Raw genomic sequence first — 19,079 nt, forward strand, 5'->3', positions numbered from 1 at the left:
AACAATCGGTTCAAGGCTGCTAAGACAATTATTTATCTTGTTCCTGTTTTCACAATCGGCTTAACGACTTTTGCTTCCGTCAAGACTGGCAGATATTTTTTATAGGTATGCCAGTAGGCCATCCCAATAAATATCGTCCCGCCAACGGCATTACCTAAAAAGACTGGGATAAAATTTTGAATGTAGTCCATCCATGTAAAATGGCCGGCAAAGATCGCGGCAGGGATGACAAACATATTCGCTACAACGTGTTGGAATCCAATCGCAACAAATGCCATTGTGGGGAACCAAATGCCTAAGATTTTACCTGACATATCATTAGCTCCATATGATAACCAAACAGCCGAGGCAACCAGCCAATTGCAGCCAATCCCAGAAAGAAAGGCTTGGAGAAAGGTTGCTTCAAGCTTGTGGTCTGTGATACTAATCGTTTTTTCTAAAAATGGCGCAGCTTCGGTTAGACCGACAAGATGTCCAAAGAAATAGGCTACAAAAATGGCACCTAAAAAGTTACTGATGGTAACGAGGAACCAGTTATATAGTACCTTTCCTGTACTGACCCTTTTGGCCATTCTTGCTAGAGGCACCGCCATCATATTCCCTGTTAGTAATTCCCCGCCCGCCAATAACGTGAGAATAAGACCGACCGGGAAGACGCTTGCCCCAATTAAACTGCCTAACCCTTCTAAATTTCCGGTTAGCGTAGCGGTTACACGGATAAACAGCAGGTAACCAAGGGCTATAAACGCTCCAGCCTCAAAACCTAGCAGGATGGTTTGAAGTGGTGCATATTTGGTTTTTTTTACTCCGTTTTCGACTGTTATGGCCATAATTTGATCCGGTTTACTAAACCCCATAATCATTACACCCTCATTTTCTTTTCTCTTTATTTGTGAAATATTTAACATAGTTTTATTTTATAGCATTTTCTTCCGAAAACCTGTGAATATTTCTTTAATGTTTTTAGAACGCTTTCATTCGACAAAATTTACACAAAGCTAAATTTCGTGTCACATTTTGCAGTAAATTATATGTTATAATATATACATGTGTTAATTTCACTAGTAAAACACTTATCACCATCGCATAATCCTATTTGCGTTGGTTTTATGATATAGTCATTATTAATTGAATGGATGTGTTAACATGGAGAATACGATTGAGACGGTTTATCGTTTAGAAAATCCTGAGAAAAACATTATTAAATTTGCGACCGGCACGCAGCTTCGTTATGAGGATGTTATTAAAGAAGTATTTGGAGTTGCATGTATCAATGACTTACACATGATGATTCAATACAACAAAAGCTTTCAAACAAGCATATGTAACAGCTATGGCATCAGCGAAAAGAAAATCACACTAGATAAAATCATCCGCATCGCATCTAAAGCCGATATGCTCACCTTCAAACAACATCTAATCGAAAATAAACAAAACTACCAACAGGACCAGGAAACTGATCCAGTAGAAAATACCACCCATGTCAACCGCCCTTTTGACACCATCATCAAACTCCAAGAAGGAATCTACCAATGGGACGACAGCAATTACTCCTACAGCGCTGTTACAAATGGTGCCTGACACCAAAAAAAATATAGAACCTGGTTCCATTTCACTTATGAATGGATTCCTGGCTCTATATTTTTTTGTTTGTTTATTATTTCTTCTTCTTATGATTCGATTTAGTTAATCTGCCTAGTATAAATGCACCTGCTGCGACACCGAGGATCGTGTTCGTTTTCTTATTGAAAACCTGTTTCGCAACTAGATTTATATTTTGCGGTCTTTCGGCTAATCGTCTCATGAAATATCCATACCAATCGTTTCCAAATGGGACATACGTACAGAAATTGTATCCTTCATTCGCTAAACTTAATTGCAGTTCTTTCCTAAATCCATACAGCATTTGGAACTCAAACTGATCATTCGGAATATGGTTTTCTTTGACAAATTTCTTCACATGATTAATAATTCGATGGTCATGTGTGGCAATCGAAGTAAATTTCCCGTTCAAAAGATGCCATTCAATCAATTGAATATAGTTCGCATCGATCTCCTTTTTATCTTGAAAAGCAATGTCTGCGGACTCTTTATAGGCGCCCTTTACAATGCGGATTCTATGGTTTTTATATCTTTTGAGATAGTCTAATGCTTTATGAAAATAGGCCTGAATCACCGTACCTACATTATCATATTCAAGGGAAAGTTCGTCCAATAGCTGGAAGGTCAGCTCTAAATGTTTATAGTCTTCCATATCAATGTTGACAAACATATCATATTGGCTAGCCAAGTGGACAATCTCTCTTATATTCATTAAACAAAAGGTATAATCAATATCCAATCCGACTTGAGTGGGTTTTAATGAAATATGTGCATCCACTTGATTTTCATGGATGGCCTCAATCACCTTAAGAATTTGTTCCTTCGCAGCAACTGCTTCTTCCTCTTTAAAGACAAACTCCCCTAAATTGTCGACTGTGCAAGAAATCCCTTGAGCATTAAGTTCCTTAATACTTTTGATCACTTCTGGAATATTAGTTCCCGCAACAACACTTTGTGCCCCCATTTTTAAGCCATACTTTTTAGCAGCAGTATTTAAAAATTGATTTTGAGATAAATCCATGAAAAAGTCCTTCAACATTGCGATTTCCCCTTGCTGTTCGTTTTATTTTCATTATAGCATACGCTTTCATTAATATTTATTTTGTGAATTTTTCGAAATAAAGCGCAGTCATTTCCAGACTAAAAGAAAAAAGCTCATCTCTCCGAAAAGAAATGAGCTTAATCAACTTATTTAGATAACAAATGGTGTCAGGCACCTTAGTTTTCTGCTAGTTTGGAAGGGATTTTCTTCTCGCTAGGTTTTGCTTGGCTTTTTCCTTCTAGATCTTCTGCTTGTTTGGATCGTTTAATAAAGAAGGATAGGACGAGTGCGACTGCTGCAATAAAAGTAGCGATTAAGAATGAGAAATTGATTCCTTCTAACATGGATTGCATCATGATTTGTTGTTTCATCTCCGCTAGAGCTGCCTTTGTTGGCGGCGCAGTTAAATGCTGCATTGCTGCCTTACCCAGTTCTTTAGCGTGTGATTCCGCACGGTTTGTCATAATCGTAACCATTAAGGCTGTCCCGATTGCACCTGCAACCTGGTTTAAGGTATTATTCATTGCCGTTCCATGTGGGTACAAACGCTTTGGAAGCTGATTCAGCCCATTCGTAGAAACCGGCATCATAACCATCGACATCCCCAACATACGGATCGAATAGATAATGATCAAATGTGTATACGTTGTATGCAGCGTTAATCTACTAAAAGCATAAGTTGTTACCACAATAATCGTTAAACCCGTTACAGCAAGAATTCTTCCGCCAATTTTATCAAACAGTTTCCCGGTAAGTGGCGACATAAAGGCCATCAAGATTGCCCCTGGCATGAGCAATAGTCCTGCATCCATTGGAGAAATTCCCCGAAGGTTTTGCGTATAAATAGGCAGCAGAATCATCCCGGAAAATAACGCCATATTTACGACCATAGCGATGCATGATGATAAGGCAAACATAGGATATCGATAAACCCGGAAATTCAATAGTGGTGCTTCTTGTTTAATTTGACGGTAAATAAATAGGAACAATGAGATAATACCGAGCATAATCGTTCCGTAAACCTCTGGGCTGTCCCATCCTTTACTACCGGCCGAACTAAAGCCGTAAAGGATACCGCCAAATCCAACACTTGACAGAATAACGGATAAGAAATCGAGACGAAGATTAACTTTTTCCTTTTTATCCTTAAGCAAGAATAAACCAATTAAAAGAACAAGGATCGCAATTGGTGTAATAAAGTGGAAAAGCATTCTCCAGTCATAATGCTCTACAATCCATCCTGATAAAGTAGGTCCGATCGCTGGAGCAAACATGAGAATGAGCCCAAATACGCCCATTGCCATTCCCCTTTTTTCAATCGGAAAGCTTACCAGCATAACGTTCATTAGCAAAGGCATTAAGATGGCTGAACCAGAAGCCTGAAGCATCCGTCCTGCTAGCAGCAACGGAAATACATGGGCAAATCCAGCAAGAATCGTACCGGCAGTAAATAACCCTATAGCTGCTAGAAAAATATTCCGAACGGAAAACTTTTGTATTAAGTAAGCGCTAATCGGAATTAAAATTCCGTTTACTAGCATAAAACCTGTAGTCAGCCACTGTACAGTAGATGCCTCAATATTTAAGTCTTTCATTATAGAAGGCAGTGCAATGTTTAGTAACGTATTATTTAAAAATGAGATAAAGGCACCGACCATTAATATCGCAATAATACCGTAAGGTGGACGATCAGCATGCTTTTTGGTTTTTTCCATTTAGTTTCCCCCTTGGAAGCTCTGTTTGTATTTGTACGTTAAATTCGCATAAAGTATATCTTATACCTTTGGTTCAAGTATTGCAATGGAAAAATACTCATAAATAATGAGTTTTTATAAAAGCAAATACGCTCAAACCACTATTTTATACAAGGAGTCCAAAATTCCATAGCCATATCTATTTAATACCCTGATCAAGACGCACCTTAAAACTATTTTTCATCTAAAACCGAATTATTAATCATACTTTTTAAAATGGGGAATAGAAAGACAAAGGAACGGTATGAAAACAAGAAGGAACATCTCCCTCACATAAAAAAGAAACACTCCCATTCAAAAAAACAGTGAATAGGGAGTGTTATCTGTAAATTATCGTCTTCTGTTCCGATTTCGTAAAAAAGTTGGAATATCCAGTGATTCTTCTTGACCCTGGTAGGAACGATTGTATTCATATATTTGTTCATCCTGCTGCTGCCTTTGTTCTTCGTGCTCATAGACATTATGCTTAAAACTTTCCTCACGTTTTGGCTGAGTAGGAGCTTCCGTCACAGGAGCGGCAGAAGGTCTATGTACTTCATTTTCACTATTCATAAACCCTGTTGCAATGACCGTGATCATAATTTCGTCTTTTAAATTGTCGTTTATAATGGAACCAAAGATCATATTTAATTCATGATCGGAGGCGGACGCAACTAGGTCGGCTGCTTCCTGTACTTCATATAGACTTAAATTACTGCCTCCGGTAATGTTCATTAAGACACCTTGTGCTCCATCAATTGAGGTTTCTAGTAATGGACTGGAGATCGCTTTTTTTGCTGCTTCAACGGCACGATCTGGACCTTTCGCCACACCAATGCCCATTAACGCCGTTCCCTGGTTCGTCATAATCGTTTTTACATCGGCAAAATCCAGGTTAATAAGCCCTGGAACCGCAATTAAGTCAGATATACCTTGAACACCCTGACGAAGGACATTATCTGCCTCACGGAAGGCTTCTAACATTGGGGTTTTTTTATCAACAATCTGAAGCAGGCGGTCATTCGGAATAATAATGAGAGTGTCTACCGCTTCTCTCATTAATTCAATTCCGCTGGCAGCATTGACTGCTCGTTTTTTGCCTTCAAAGCCAAACGGACGTGTGACAACCCCAATCGTAAGGGCACCTAATTCTCGGGCAATTTCTGCAATAGCTGGAGCGGCCCCTGTCCCAGTACCTCCGCCCATACCAGCTGTTACAAATACCATATCAGCTCCGTCTAATACTTCTTGCAGCTGCTTCCTGCTCTCTTCTACTGCTCGTCTGCCGACTTCTGGATTGGCACCAGCACCGAGACCTCTTGTTAAGGTGGCGCCAATTTGCATTTTAATTTCCGCTTTAGAAAGATTTAAAGCCTGGGCATCTGTATTCACAGCAATAAATTCTACACCCTGTATTCCATCTTCAATCATTCGATTAACCGCGTTATTTCCTCCGCCGCCAACACCAATTACTTTTATTCTCGCAATTTGATCTATATTCATGTCAAGATCCCACATTCGCTTCTCCTCCTAAACCAATCATTACTTCATTATTCAGAAAACTAACTTTATCATAAAAAGTACTTTTTTCCCAAACTTATTACTTACTATTTTAGCAAAATAATAGGCTTGTTTGTATAGTACCACGTATTCATTTCAATAAAAAAAATCAAAAAAACCCTCAATTTCGAGGGCATATTCTAGCTATTTTGACCTTATTTCATCCTGTGGGCTATTTTCTTCCGTTTAGGACCACCTCTATTTACTCAGCGCGCTTCCATTCTTTCCGAACTAAGCGTATTCCCCAAGTATAAAAAAGTGCCGCATTACCTTATTATAGTAAGCATGTGTCCGCTGTAAGAAATTACTTCAAACACAAAATCTTCATTTTTTCAAAACGATAAATTCGTTTTCTTGAATTGTTGACACCTATCAAGCTTTATGTCACTTTATAGAGGCATATATTAGACTTACAATTTATGAGGAGAATGGTACAAGTGAAACGAAAAGTCATCGCTTATAACCTTGAATTAACCGAAGCACTTGAAAAACTAGACGATCAATTTAAAGTACAAATTTTTGATAGTATTAATCCAAAAACCGATCCGGCTTTTTTAGAGGCACTCAAGGATGCGGAAGGGATTGTCGGACTGGCACTTCCGGTCGATCAGGAACTGCTTGATCGAGCACCAAAGTTGAAGATCGTATCGAATAATTCCACCGGCTATAATAATCTTTCCATTGAGGTAATGTCAAAACGCGGCGTGATGGGAACGAATACGCCTGGCGTCCTTGAAGATACGACAGCAGATGCCATTTTCGGAATCCTCCTAGCTTCTGCCCGCCGGATTGCAGAACTGGACCACTTTGTGAAATCTGGAAATTGGCAAGGCCATTTAACCACCGCCGAATATGCGATAGATGTTCACCATAAAACACTTGGAATAATCGGGATGGGTAAAATCGGTTCCGCCATCGCTAAACGGGCACACTTAGGATTTGATATGGATATCTTGTACCATAATCGAACTCGTAATTTAGAGGCAGAAGAAAAATATCATGCCACCTATTGTAACCTTGATACACTACTAAAAGAATCCGATTTCGTCTGCTTGATGACGCCTTTAACCCCTGAAACGGAGAATTTAATTGGCGAACGAGAATTTAAATTGATGAAGAAGTCTTGTATATTTGTAAATGGTTCCCGTGGTAAAACGGTTGATGAAACAGCATTAATAGAAGCATTAGAGCAGAAAGAAATTCATGGTGCTGCCTTGGACGTTTATCAAATAGAGCCCGTAAAAAAGGGCCATCCACTGCTTCAGTTCCCAAATGTTGTTACTACACCACATATCGGCTCGTCAACCTATGAAACAGAATTAAAAATGGCTGAACTTGCCGTCGAAAATTTACGTGCGGGGTTAACAGGCAAGCTCCCTAAAAACTTGATTAATCCTGAAGTGCTAAACTAAGATGAGAAAAGATGTCGCTTTTATTATTATGTGAAGGAGTAAAAAAATGTCTGCCCCAAAAAGTGTAGTGGATAAATTAAACTTGGAGAAATATGTAAACAAACTTATCCTCCATAAACCTGAACAAGTCAATGACTTTCAAGCACTAGAATATGACTCCTCTATAAAAAAAGACACCTATGATCTTATCTTTAGCTTTATTTTTAGCTTAGAAGAATTCACAAGAGAACTTCAAAACGTAATCGAGAATAAATTGCTAGAGGACAATGGCTATTTATACTTCGCTTATCCAAAAAAGAACAATAAAGTATATAAAGAATATATAGACCGTGACAGTTTTATTAGTGCCCTCCCTTCCGATGAGGACGGATATGTGCTAAACAGCAACATCAAGTTTGCAAGAATGGTAAGCCTAAATGATGTGTTTACCATTGTTGGTTTAAAGTCCACTCCAAAAAAGTCGAAAAAATCGGCCAGCAGCAAAAGCAGCCAATGTGTGGATGACTACATTGATCATATTGATGATATTAAACAGTACTTGCAGAAAAATGAGGAACTGTTCAAAAAATACATTGAATTAACTCCCGGCTATCAGAAGGATTGGGCCCGCTATATCTATAGTGCAAAAAGAAAAGAAACACAGGAAAAACGCCAGCTTGAAATGGAGACGGCTTTAGGCGAAGGCTATAAAACAATCGAATTATATAAACAAACTAAAAGATAAACGAAAAAAGATGCCTGGTTTGATTATCTAAACCAAGCATCTTTTAATATATCCGTTATTAGTTTACATAATATAATTATTGTTACCTTAAATAAACATATTAAGAACTCTTCGCTTTTTTATAGTGCTGGTGCTTCCATTCCAATTTGGCTCCATTCTTCTCTAGAAGGACCATAGATTCCAGGAACCGGCAACCCGGCTTGACGCATTAAAACAGTCATTTGTCCGCGATGATGAATAATATGTTTAATTAAAAGTGAAAGTGTGGCCGCCTTTGGCATTGTCATCCCAAACACATTCTGCATTTCTTGTAATGACTCATCTGTCCATTGGTTTTGTACTTGTTCCACAACATCGGCACTGACTCTTCTAAAAGTGTCAGCAATATCTTGTGCAGATGCAGGGGTACTGTCCGCGTTTTCAACATTGGTAATCGTAATTCCAAATTCATTTACCATGCCAGGTGTACTGGTAACAATGTGCCAGGCAATTCTGCCTAATGTTCGATCTTCTGTGGATACTGGTTGTTGAAGCGACTCGTCCGTTAAGGCATCCAAAACCTTTTGGGTAGATGCAGCTTCCTGGTTCCATTCTTGGCTAAATTCATTAATAGAAGTAAACATAGATACTCTCCTCCGATTCATCTATACTATTCAATCCTGGCCAAATTTTGGCAACTAAAGTATATCATTCCATTCACTAAAGACAAAGTGAAATTATCCTCGTCAGAAAAAAGCTCAGAGCCACCCAACATGCAGAATGTCCCCGAGCTTAATCATCAGTCAACATTTTCATTCATCGTCATAAGTGTTGTTCCAATTGATTCTTTTATAACAAAGGTATTCGGTGCAAAGTCGTATGGAGTATCTCCCTTATTAATAATAATAACCGGGACCCCGGCACTTTTATATTGCGGAAAGGTGGAGAAAGGCGTTACCTTTAAACTGGTTCCTACTACTAATAAACAGTCTGCCTTACGAATTTGATTAAGAATATGGTTAAACCCTTCCATTGAAAACCATTCACCAGTATCCCCAAACAAAACTACATCCGGTTTAATGAACCGGTCTTCTTTCCGTTTTGTTTTACAATGACTACAGACATAAAAATCCTCGATTGTTTCTAACCGAGTAATCATCTCACTCGTAGCATAAGTCTTTCCGCAGTTTTGACAGGTAGCTGTTTTGATTGTTCCATGAAACTCAATCACATTAGTGCTGCCTGCTTTTTGATGAAGCCCGTCAATATTTTGGGTAATAATCGAGCTTACCTTTCCTTCGCTCTCCCACTTAGCCAGGATTTGATGGCCTTTATTTGGAACGGCCTCAGGGTGGTACAAATTTTCAATCGCAAACTGATAAAATTCTTTTGGGAATTTATAAAAATAATCGAGCGAAAGGATGTATTCAGGTGCCAGTTTATAAATCCCTGTTCGTGAACGAAAGTCTTTGATACCCGATTCCGTGCTAATGCCAGCACCAGTCAAAACAATAATGTTCTTGGCATCTTTTAGAATCTGGGTACATGTTTCCATCGTGTTTTTATCCATGTAAAAATTCCCCTTTCAACACTTTCATACCTTTACTTAATTAATGTCAACCTAAATGTGGTAAATATTATATATCCTTAGGGAATTTTTCAACTAATATCTGGGATATTAAACTTATAATCACACAGCTCGAAAAAAACGAAAAGGATGGCTGACAAAATGATCGAAATCCCAAGAACTCTATATTGTGAGCAATGCCAAAAGGAAACAGAACACATGGTTCGAGAAGACGCTCTCGAAATCGAATATACCTGTACTGTATGTAATAAACATGAGGATATTGTCAAATCGTTTTTCTAAGTAGTCTTTAAAAACACAAAAAAACTCAAACCAATTTGGCTTGAGTTTTTTGTACTTTCATTATATTCCTTTGTACGCCAAGCGATAGATTTCAGCTAATTCCGTTACCAACGGAAGCTTAGGATTTGCTGTTGTACATTGATCTTCGAAAGCTCGATCGGAAAGTAAGTCAATCTTACTTTCAAATTCTGCTTGATCAATCCCATTTGCAGCAAGACTCATCGGAACTTCCAATTCTTGAGCTAAGCGGATAATCGCTTGAACCAAGCTTTCTACCCCTTCTTCAGTAGTAGCGGCTGGTAAACCTAACGTTCTTGCAATCTCAGCATAGCGCTTGTCGGCTTTGAAGTGATTGTACTTAGGGAATGCCGTAAACTTCTTAGGTTTTGTTGCATTATATCGAATAACATGCGGTAATAGAACAGCATTTGCACGTCCATGTGCAATATGGAACTCTGCTCCCAATTTATGGGCTAAGCTGTGGTTAATACCTAAGAATGCGTTCGCAAAGGCCATACCGGCAATGGTAGATGCATTATGCACTTTCTCGCGCGCTTCTTCATCATGGCCATTTCGATAAGCTCTTGGCAGGTATTCAAATACAAGCTGAATAGCTTTCATCGCTAGACCATCAGTGAAATCATTTGCCATACAAGATACATAAGCTTCAATTGCATGTGTCAAGACGTCGAGACCAGTATCAGCCGTAATATGCTTTGGAACCGTCATAACAAACTGCGGATCGATAATGGCAACATCAGGTGTTAATTCATAGTCAGCTAAAGGATATTTGATATTGGCTTCTTTATCCGTAATAACAGAGAAAGATGTGACTTCAGAACCTGTACCAGAGGTTGTTGGAATTGCAACAAATTGTGCTCTTTGACCTAAATGAGGATATTTCACAATCCGTTTACGAATATCAAGGAATTTTTGTTTTAAGCCAAAGAATTCAGCATCAGGATATTCGTAGAACAGCCACATTCCTTTAGCTGCATCCATTGCAGACCCGCCCCCAAGAGCAATAATCACATCAGGCTGGAAGTTAGCCATCATTTCGGCGCCTTTCATAACTGTTTCGATAGATGGATCTGGTTCTACATCAGAGAAAATTTCACAATGTACATAATCCGGACGCTTACGTAAGTAGTAAAGGACTCTGTCGACATATCCTAACTTCACCATTCCAGGGTCAGTAACAATAAAAGCTTTAGATATCTTAGGCATTTTTGCTAAATATTGAGTTGAATTTTTCTCAAAATAGATTTTAGACGGAACCTTGAACCACTGCATATTCACATTCCTTTTAGCTACTTTTTTGATATTAATTAAATGAACTGCACCTACGTTTGTTGAAACAGAGTTGCCGCCATATGTGCCGCAGCCAAGTGTTAGGGATGGCATATAAGCATTGTAGATATCTCCGATGGCACCTTGTGAAGATGGAGCATTGACAATGATTCGTCCTGCCTTCATACGTAAACCATACTGTTTAATTACGTTTTGATCATTTGTATGAATAACGGCAGAGTGTCCTAAACCGCCAAATTCAAGCATTTCTTCTGCCCGTTTTAGGCCTTCATCTGTTGAATTCACTTTATAGCAAGCTAAAACTGGACTTAATTTTTCCCTAGACAGCGGATACTTAGGACCAACACCCTTCAATTCTGCTATTAGGATTTTTGTGCCTTCCGGAACCGTCACTCCAGCCTTTTCCGCAATTTTAAAAGCAGGCATACCAACAATATCAGGGTTAACTGCACAAGAATGTTCATTAATGACTAATTTTTCTACCTTTTCTTTTTCTTCTTCACTTAAGAAATAGCAGTTGTTAGCGATCATTTCATTTTTTACATCGTTGTAAATTTCTTTATCAATAATAACGGCTTGTTCAGACGCACAAATCATCCCATTATCGAATGTTTTTGAAAGAATTAAGTCATTCACCGCTTGTTTAAGGTTTGCCGTTTTTTCAATATAGCATGGTACGTTCCCTGGTCCAACCCCTAGAGCTGGTTTTCCTGAGCTATAAGCGGATTTCACCATGCCCGCACCGCCAGTGGCCAGAATCATGGATATTTTATTATGATTCATAAGTGCTTGTGTTGCTTCTAATGAAGGTGTTTCAATCCATTGAATACAATTCTCTGGTGCCCCTGCTTTAATGGCTGCATCCCTTAACACTCTGGCTGCTTCACTGCTGCACTTTTGTGCGGATGGATGGAATGCAAAGATGATTGGATTGCGTGTCTTAATGGAAATGAGTGATTTAAACATGGTAGTTGATGTTGGATTGGTCACAGGTGTTACCCCTGCCACAACACCTACTGGCTCGGCAATTTCAATCATGCCTTCGTGTTCATTTTCATTGATAATACCAACTGTTTTGTTGTATTTAATATTGTGATAGACATATTCTGTTGCAAACATATTTTTAATGATTTTATCCTCGTAAACGCCTCTTCCAGTTTCTTCGACAGCGAGTTTAGCTAGAGGCATGTGCTGATCAAGACCTGCTAATGCCATTTGCTTAACAATCTCATCAATCAACTCTTGGTCGAAACCTCTAAATTCCTCTAAAGCTTTTAAACCTTTTTCAACTAAGCCATTAATCATGCTTGTTACATCCTGTTTGCCTTTTACTTGCTTTTCTACTACTGCCATGATATTCCCTCCAATTATTATCTATGTGAACAATTTCACATATTTGTATAAAAAAATTAGATTTCGAACTAGCATTTATTCATTATTACAATTGTGTATTACTTCACAATTGTGAGTAAATGAGAAAGCAAAAATTGGTTTATTCACACACTGGATTGCGTGGGATTTTTTCAAATAAGATTTCGGTTAGCACTTTGGAGTATTTTTTAACAATGACTACATAATTAACTGTCCAGATATAACTTGGGATCTCTTCATTTTCTTTCATAAGCATTGCTTCAAATGGGTCACCCACTAGTTCTTCGAAGATTTCTTGGGTATAAGTTTCAGCATCTGTTGAGAAGGTTTGCCATTCACAAATCATCATGTCTTATCACTCCTTGTTTCTTTATGGTTACATCATAACACGAAAAAACGATAATAGATTGTGAAAAATTGAACAAACTTTGAACAATTGGATAGTTTTACTAATAGTAGTTCAAAAGCACTAACTAAGCCGTTTTTCAGATAAAATCGTATTGCTTGGAACAATATTATTGTAAACGTTTTCAAAAATAAAATTATATTAAAATACTTTTTCTGCTAGTTGCTTCTATAAGCATATTACTTATATATTTAAAGAAAATTGGTTAAAATTCTAATAGAATGGAGGGAATTTGATGGTTCGTTTTCTAATGATTATTGTTGCTTTATTTTTAATCCACTCATCTTGGCCTTTCTTAGAAAAACAATTTAATCATACAAGCCTTACAAAAGACATTTCTGAAATGAATACACTAAAGGATAATTCAAACATTACCGAGACTATCCAAGCTATTTATAGCGAAGTCCAGTCTACCCTGAAACAGCTTGGAGTTCTAGTAAATAACCGTCAAGAGAACCAACAGCCAATCGAACCAAAAAAAGAGGCGAAGATAGAATTAACTACACCAGCCCAACAGGAATTTTCTATTTTTAATATTGAGCTTGGCGACAGCCGTGATGATTTAGTTGAAAACCTTGGTACTCCGATCCGTTCTACCCTAAATGATTATGGAACCACGTGGAATACTTATCATGACCATTACCGCAATTTTTTTATGGTTATGTATGATGATGATCATAAAGTAGCCGGCCTATATACGAACCAAGATTTAATAGCCTCTAAAAATGGGATTAAATTAGGGACCCCTAAACAAACAGTTCGCAATTTACTGGGTAAACCGTTAACGACGATTCAAAAAGGGCTCGTATTATATAAACTATCAGATCAGGAAGACTATGATGTATTCCTGCGTGATAATGACTATGTCACCATTTTTTATGATAAACATCAAGGAGATACAGTAACAGCCGTCCAATTAATTAGCAAGAATCTAGAAAATAAGAAGCTCGGTATTTACCCGAAAGCAAGTTCGCAATTAAAAGAGGGCTTTGAGTATCAATTGTTTGATTTAACCAATGCCGCCCGGGTTCAGCACCAGCTTCCCGTCCTTACATGGGATCAACATGTTCAAGCGACCGCCCGCAAGCATAGTACAGATATGGCTGTGAATCATTATTTTGACCATACCAATCTCAAGGGCCAATCACCGTTTGACCGGATGGCTGCAGATCATATCGTTTTCCAGTTAGCCGGAGAAAACCTGGCATATGGACAGTTTAGCAGTATTTTTGCCCATGAAGGCTTAATGAATTCACTCGGGCATCGAGAAAACATTTTACGACAAGGCTACAAGTATCTAGGTGTTGGCGTCGCCTTTAATAATGAATCCCAACCCTACTATACAGAAAATTTCTATGCAAAGTAGATGCATAGGGACGGTTCTCTTGCTTCTTTTGAAGCAAGAGAACCGTCCCTATGATTCCTAACTTTTAAGGAATTGGCAATTTATTTTTCTTGAATTAATCAAAATAATTTGATATATTACTATTAATTACATACTTTCTTACTTCAATACCTTTTGAAGTGAGGATAGAGGCGCAAAGACCATCAGTACGCTATATGAGGATAAATGAGGTCCTATGACAATGGTGGAAAGGGGAATTTGCCGAAGCAGATAGAATCTCATTGGTCTTGAAGCTGGTTCTGTGTTGAATAAGCACAGAATTGTCATATAGGAAACTATATGGAGGGCTATCTCACGCATAGGAACTTTATTTTGATGTTTCTACAGCAGCAGCGACCCCTCGTTGTTGCTTTTTTGCGTTGACATCAGATTGGCCTTACCCCTCTAATTTATAAAAAAAATTACAAAGGGTGAGAAAAAATGAATTTTGGCCAAGTATTAACCGCAATGGTTACACCATTTGATCAAAATGGTGATGTAGATTTTAACGCCGCAAGATTGTTAGTTAACTATTTAATTGAAAATGGCACAGAAGGCTTAGTCGTATCCGGTACAACTGGTGAGTCTCCTACTCTAACATTGGAAGAAAAAGTAGCATTATTTAAATTAGTGGTGGAGGAAGCAGCCGGCCGGGTGCCGGTTATAGCTGGTACCGGCTCCAACAATACACGAGCCTCGATTCAGTTAACGAAACTTGCTGCTGAAGCGGGTGTAGATGGAATTTTACTAGTTGTTCCCTATTACAACAAACCCTCACAAGAAGGAATCTATCAACATTTTAAAGCAATTGCCGAATCAACCGTTTTACCAGTTATGCTGTATAATATCCCTGGCCGCTGTGGTGTTAATATGTCAGTTGATACTGTTGTCCGCCTCTCAAAAATTCACAATATCGTGGCTGTTAAAGAAGCAAGCGGCAACTTAGATGCAATGGCAGACATCATAAGTAAGACACCAGATCATTTCTCCCTTTATAGTGGCGATGATGGGTTAACCCTTCCAGTTTTAGCCATTGGCGGAACAGGAGTAGTATCGGTTGCTTCGCACATTATCGGAAACGAAATGCAGGACATGGTGAGGAAATTTAAAAATGGACAGCTTGAGGAAGCTGCAGCTGCACATCGCACACTCCTCCCACTGATGAAGGGATTATTTGCTGCACCGAACCCAACACCTGTGAAAGCCGCCCTAAATATGACCGGTATCCATGTTGGTGAAGTACGTTTGCCATTGGTGCCATTAACGGACGAAGAGAAATTAACATTAGAGAAGCTGCTCCCAGCTGACAAACTTGTAAGTGTAAGTTAATAACCTAGGGCTGCCTTTTAAGGGCAGCCTGTTTTTTTACCTATTTGTTTAATAATCCCCCCTACCAAATCTTTCCTCTTTGAAAGGAGAAACAGAATGGATCGAAAAACAGCAATTGTAACGGGGTCGTCAAGCGGATTTGGTTTACTCTGCGCAATTGAATTGGCCTTGAAGGGTTTTACCGTCATTGCAACAATGAGAGATACGAACAAAGCAAAGGCTTTAATCGAAGCCGCCAAAGAAAAGCAAGTGGAGAAGGACATACAGGTTACCTCGTTGGATGTTACTTCAAGTGACTCGATCCAACAGTTTAAATTATTCCTTGAAAACTATTCTCACATTGATGTGTTAGTGAACAACGCTGGCGTTGCCGTCGGAGGTTTTAGTGAAGAACTGTCTTTAGAAGATTATCGGCGGCAATTTGAAACCAACTTTTTTGGGGTGATTGCTGTGACGAATGCCGTTCTCCCCCTCATGAGAGCGAGAAAACAAGGCCGAATTATTAATATGAGCAGTATCAGCGGAAGATTTGGTTTTCCAGGTTTATCCGCTTATAGCGCATCTAAACATGCACTAGAAGGCTACAGTGAAAGCTTAAGGCTTGAAGTACGTCCCTTTGGGATTGATGTTTCCTTAATCGAACCTGGTTCCTATCAAACGAACATTTGGACGAGCGTTGATCAACTCGAAAACAACCCGGATTCGCCTTATACCTTTTATATGGAGAGCCTCTTAAAAGAAATAAATAATGGCAAAGCTGATTATGGCGACCCAAGTGATGTCGCTAAACTAGCAGCCCAGGTTGCCAGCACGGCTGGAACGCCTGACCTTCGTTATCCGATCGGCAAGGGCGTGAAGACGAATCTATTTCTTAAAAAGACACTGCCTTGGAAGTTTCTTGAATCCGCGATATTAAAGCGGATTAAGCCTTGATTTGTTTGATGAGTTCTGTTTGGTTGATTCTTCCATGCTGAGGGTACTATACTATGTATTGACTGACTGATAAGGAGGAGAAGAGATTGAATAGCTTACAATCCAGCACCACATTACATAATGGGGTAAAAATGCCATGGTTTGGACTTGGTGTCTACAAAGTACCCGAAGGCGAAGTGGCTCTTGAATCCGTAAAAATGGCTATAAAGGCCGGGTACCGAAGCATTGATACTGCCGCACTTTATGAAAATGAAGAAAGCGTTGGCAAAGCCCTAAAAGAATCAGGGGTCTCCCGTGAGGAACTTTTTATTACTACAAAAGTATGGAATAGCGACCAGCGTAATGATTCTGTTGAAGAAGCTTTTGAGACAAGCTTACGGAAGCTCGGCCTTGATTACGTTGATTTGTATTTAATCCACTGGCCAGTAAAGGAAAAATATAAAGACACTTGGAAGGTCCTTGAGAAGTTATATAAAGAAAAGCGTGTTCGTGCGATCGGAGTAAGTAATTTTAACATCCACCATTTAGAAGATTTGATGTCTGTGGCTGAAATTAAGCCAATGGTGAACCAGGTGGAGTTACATCCTCTTCATTCGCAGCCTGAACTGCGCGGCTATTGCAAACAACAACAGATTCAAATAGAGGCTTGGGCACCGCTTGGCCAAGGCAGACTGCTAGACCATCCGGGATTACAGGAAATTGCTTCGGCCCACCACAAATCAATCGCACAAGTTATTTTACGCTGGGATATCCAGAATGAAATCGTAACAATACCGAAATCGATTCGTGAAAGCCGTATTAAAGAGAATGCCAATATCTTTGATTTCACCTTATCAGAGAGCGATATAGAAAAAATTAATGCCCTTAATGAGAACCAGCGATTTGGTGCTGATCCGGATAATTTTAACTTTTAGTATGATGGGACTGTCCTTGCGGGCGGTCTTTTTATTTTCAATTGATTATTGGTGGTCCTTTAAGGGTAAAGTGAATGATAAATAAATTATTGTACGTAGGTGAAGAGTTTGAATCATTCTAGAAGCAGTAAAGATCTTACCATTCACATGAAGAAAAACCTCTGGTCAGGGGTGCTTTTTGGGATTGGGCTCGTTGCTTTTATTGACGAGACCATCTTTCATCAAATCCTTCATTGGCATCATTTTTACGATAAAGCCACGACAGCGGCTGGTTTAGTTTCGGATGGATTTTTCCATGCGTTTAGTTGGTTTTTTACAGTAGGCGGGTTATTTATGGTTGCAGATATCCGGCGCAGGAAGGTATGGCAAGTAAAAAAATGGGCGGCTGGTGTGCTTCTTGGCGCAGGTGGTTTTCAATTATATGATGGGATCATCCAGCATAAACTGATGCGGCTCCATCAGATCCGCTACCATGTCAACCTATTACCTTATGACATGGTATGGCATATCACGTCTGTATTGATGCTGCTTATCGGCCTCGTTCTTATTATTCATTCCGCTAAAAAAACGGGAGTTGTTTCAGAACATGCTCAATAGTCAGCATACGATGCATAGCCATGGTTCCTTGGGTACTGATTTTATCCTTATGCTCCCTTTTATTTTTGCCGTGGTGATTTATCTGCTTGGAGTGGCTAAGAGTGTCCTTTCCGGGAAAAATTGGCCTGTTTACCGAATATTGATGTGGCTAATTGGTGTAGTCTGCGCTCTTGCCGCCGTTACTGGACCAATCGCAGCTCAAGCCCATCACGATTTTACTGCACATATGCTGGGGCATTTGCTGCTCGGCATGCTGGCACCGCTTCTTATGGTTTTGGCGGCACCAATGACGCTGATTCTAAGAACGGTTGATGTGAAGCTGGCTCGCCGTTTATCCCTGATTTTAAGAAGTAAATTCTTCCGGTTTGCGAGTAGCCCTATGATTGCTTCGATTTTAAATATTGGCGGTCTTTGGCTGCTTTATTGCAGCTCTCTATATCGAGAAATGCAGGATAATGCTCCTTTGCACGTACTGGTTCATATCCATATATTTCTGGCTGGATATTTGTTTATTTCGGCGATGATTCATATAGATCCAGCACCACACCGAACGAGCTTCTTGTATCGTGCGATTGTATGTGCGACCGCTTTGTCGGGTCATGGGATTTTAGCCAAATATATTTATGCTCATCCACCGGTTGGGGTGCCTGCGGAACAGGCGAAGACGGCCGGAATGTTAATGTATTATGGCGGAGATGTTGTTGATCTTGTTTTAATTATTATATTTTGCTATCAGTGGTATAAGTCTGTGCGGCCAGCTAGGGCAGTCGATCCATCCTACGGAGGCCAATAAAACGGTTTGGATTACTTGTCGAGTTGGGTTTATGGACCGGTTGGAGGAGGGCGTCTTATGAAGTAGGTCTCATTGACCGACCTAACCAAATTTATTTATTTGTGGACAATGACAGACCG

At 39.3% G+C, this 19,079-nt stretch carries 17 protein-coding genes and 1 riboswitch; of the genes, 9 read left to right on the top strand and 8 right to left on the bottom strand.

Annotated features, from left to right (window positions below):
* Nucleotides 1–32 precede the first annotated feature (32 nt).
* The gene (locus L1999_RS16425; RefSeq protein ID WP_235739532.1) at nt 33–857 is read right to left on the bottom strand and encodes a formate/nitrite transporter family protein; all 825 of its coding nucleotides are present in this window, start codon (nt 855–857) and stop codon (nt 33–35) included.
* 289 nt (nt 858–1,146) lie between these two features.
* On the opposite strand from L1999_RS16425, the gene L1999_RS16430 reads away from it, so the two are divergent.
* Nucleotides 1,147–1,581 carry a hypothetical protein gene (locus tag L1999_RS16430; protein ID WP_235739533.1) on the top strand — a complete coding sequence of 145 codons (435 nt, stop codon included), beginning with the start codon at nt 1,147–1,149 and terminating at the stop codon, nt 1,579–1,581.
* A gap of 76 nt (nt 1,582–1,657) precedes the next feature.
* Here the strand turns inward: L1999_RS16430 and L1999_RS16435 are convergent, their stop codons facing one another.
* From L1999_RS16435 to ftsZ, 3 genes are all read right to left on the bottom strand, one after another.
* On the bottom strand, nt 1,658–2,641 hold the full coding sequence (locus tag L1999_RS16435; protein WP_235739534.1) for a proline dehydrogenase family protein: 984 nt from the start codon (nt 2,639–2,641) through the stop codon (nt 1,658–1,660).
* Nucleotides 2,642–2,820: 179 nt separating this feature from the next.
* A complete protein-coding gene (locus tag L1999_RS16440; RefSeq protein ID WP_235739535.1) occupies nt 2,821–4,359 on the bottom strand; it encodes an MDR family MFS transporter in 1,539 nt (512 codons plus the stop codon).
* Between the two features lie 369 nt (nt 4,360–4,728).
* A complete protein-coding gene (gene ftsZ / locus L1999_RS16445; RefSeq protein WP_235739536.1) occupies nt 4,729–5,895 on the bottom strand; it encodes a cell division protein FtsZ in 1,167 nt (388 codons plus the stop codon).
* A gap of 479 nt (nt 5,896–6,374) precedes the next feature.
* Between ftsZ and L1999_RS16450 the strand changes: the two genes are divergently transcribed.
* Nucleotides 6,375–7,349, top strand: coding sequence for a 2-hydroxyacid dehydrogenase (locus tag L1999_RS16450; RefSeq protein WP_235739537.1), 975 nt, complete (start codon nt 6,375–6,377; stop codon nt 7,347–7,349).
* Nucleotides 7,350–7,395: 46 nt separating this feature from the next.
* On the top strand, nt 7,396–8,073 hold the full coding sequence (locus tag L1999_RS16455; RefSeq protein ID WP_235739538.1) for a YdeI/OmpD-associated family protein: 678 nt from the start codon (nt 7,396–7,398) through the stop codon (nt 8,071–8,073).
* Between the two features lie 119 nt (nt 8,074–8,192).
* Here the strand turns inward: L1999_RS16455 and L1999_RS16460 are convergent, their stop codons facing one another.
* The 4 genes from L1999_RS16460 to L1999_RS16475 all read right to left on the bottom strand — a co-directional run bounded on the left by L1999_RS16460 (nt 8,193) and on the right by L1999_RS16475 (nt 12,953).
* On the bottom strand, nt 8,193–8,696 hold the full coding sequence (locus tag L1999_RS16460; RefSeq protein WP_235739539.1) for a DinB family protein: 504 nt from the start codon (nt 8,694–8,696) through the stop codon (nt 8,193–8,195).
* A 155-nt stretch (nt 8,697–8,851) separates the two neighbouring features.
* A complete protein-coding gene (locus L1999_RS16465) occupies nt 8,852–9,622 on the bottom strand; it encodes an NAD-dependent protein deacylase (RefSeq protein ID WP_235739540.1) in 771 nt (256 codons plus the stop codon).
* A gap of 360 nt (nt 9,623–9,982) precedes the next feature.
* Nucleotides 9,983–12,586 (bottom strand): bifunctional acetaldehyde-CoA/alcohol dehydrogenase, encoded by a 2,604-nt coding sequence (adhE, locus tag L1999_RS16470; protein ID WP_235739541.1) that lies wholly within the window; start codon nt 12,584–12,586, stop codon nt 9,983–9,985.
* 139 nt (nt 12,587–12,725) lie between these two features.
* Nucleotides 12,726–12,953: a hypothetical protein gene (locus L1999_RS16475; protein ID WP_235739542.1), complete on the bottom strand. Its 228-nt coding sequence runs from the start codon at nt 12,951–12,953 to the stop codon at nt 12,726–12,728.
* Between the two features lie 292 nt (nt 12,954–13,245).
* Here L1999_RS16475 and L1999_RS16480 point away from each other — a divergent pair, with 292 nt between their 5' ends.
* The 6 genes from L1999_RS16480 to L1999_RS16505 all read left to right on the top strand — a co-directional run bounded on the left by L1999_RS16480 (nt 13,246) and on the right by L1999_RS16505 (nt 18,960).
* Nucleotides 13,246–14,376: a CAP domain-containing protein gene (locus L1999_RS16480; RefSeq protein ID WP_235739543.1), complete on the top strand. Its 1,131-nt coding sequence runs from the start codon at nt 13,246–13,248 to the stop codon at nt 14,374–14,376.
* 157 nt (nt 14,377–14,533) lie between these two features.
* A riboswitch (Lysine riboswitch) is annotated at nt 14,534–14,713 on the top strand.
* A 122-nt stretch (nt 14,714–14,835) separates the two neighbouring features.
* Entirely contained in the window at nt 14,836–15,723 is an 888-nt protein-coding gene (gene dapA, locus L1999_RS16485) for a 4-hydroxy-tetrahydrodipicolinate synthase (RefSeq protein WP_235739544.1), read from the top strand.
* A 96-nt stretch (nt 15,724–15,819) separates the two neighbouring features.
* Nucleotides 15,820–16,656, top strand: coding sequence for an SDR family oxidoreductase (locus L1999_RS16490; RefSeq protein WP_235739545.1), 837 nt, complete (start codon nt 15,820–15,822; stop codon nt 16,654–16,656).
* 131 nt (nt 16,657–16,787) lie between these two features.
* A complete protein-coding gene (locus L1999_RS16495) occupies nt 16,788–17,570 on the top strand; it encodes an aldo/keto reductase (protein WP_235744372.1) in 783 nt (260 codons plus the stop codon).
* Between the two features lie 147 nt (nt 17,571–17,717).
* Nucleotides 17,718–18,167, top strand: coding sequence for a DUF2243 domain-containing protein (locus L1999_RS16500; protein WP_235744373.1), 450 nt, complete (start codon nt 17,718–17,720; stop codon nt 18,165–18,167).
* Entirely contained in the window at nt 18,157–18,960 is an 804-nt protein-coding gene (locus L1999_RS16505; protein WP_235739546.1) for a cytochrome c oxidase assembly protein, read from the top strand. The genes L1999_RS16500 and L1999_RS16505 overlap by 11 nt, the downstream gene beginning before the upstream one ends.
* Nucleotides 18,961–19,079: the final 119 nt, after the last annotated feature.

The organism is Neobacillus drentensis, assembly GCF_021560175.1.
Lineage (GTDB): Bacteria > Bacillota > Bacilli > Bacillales > Cytobacillaceae > Neobacillus > Neobacillus drentensis_A.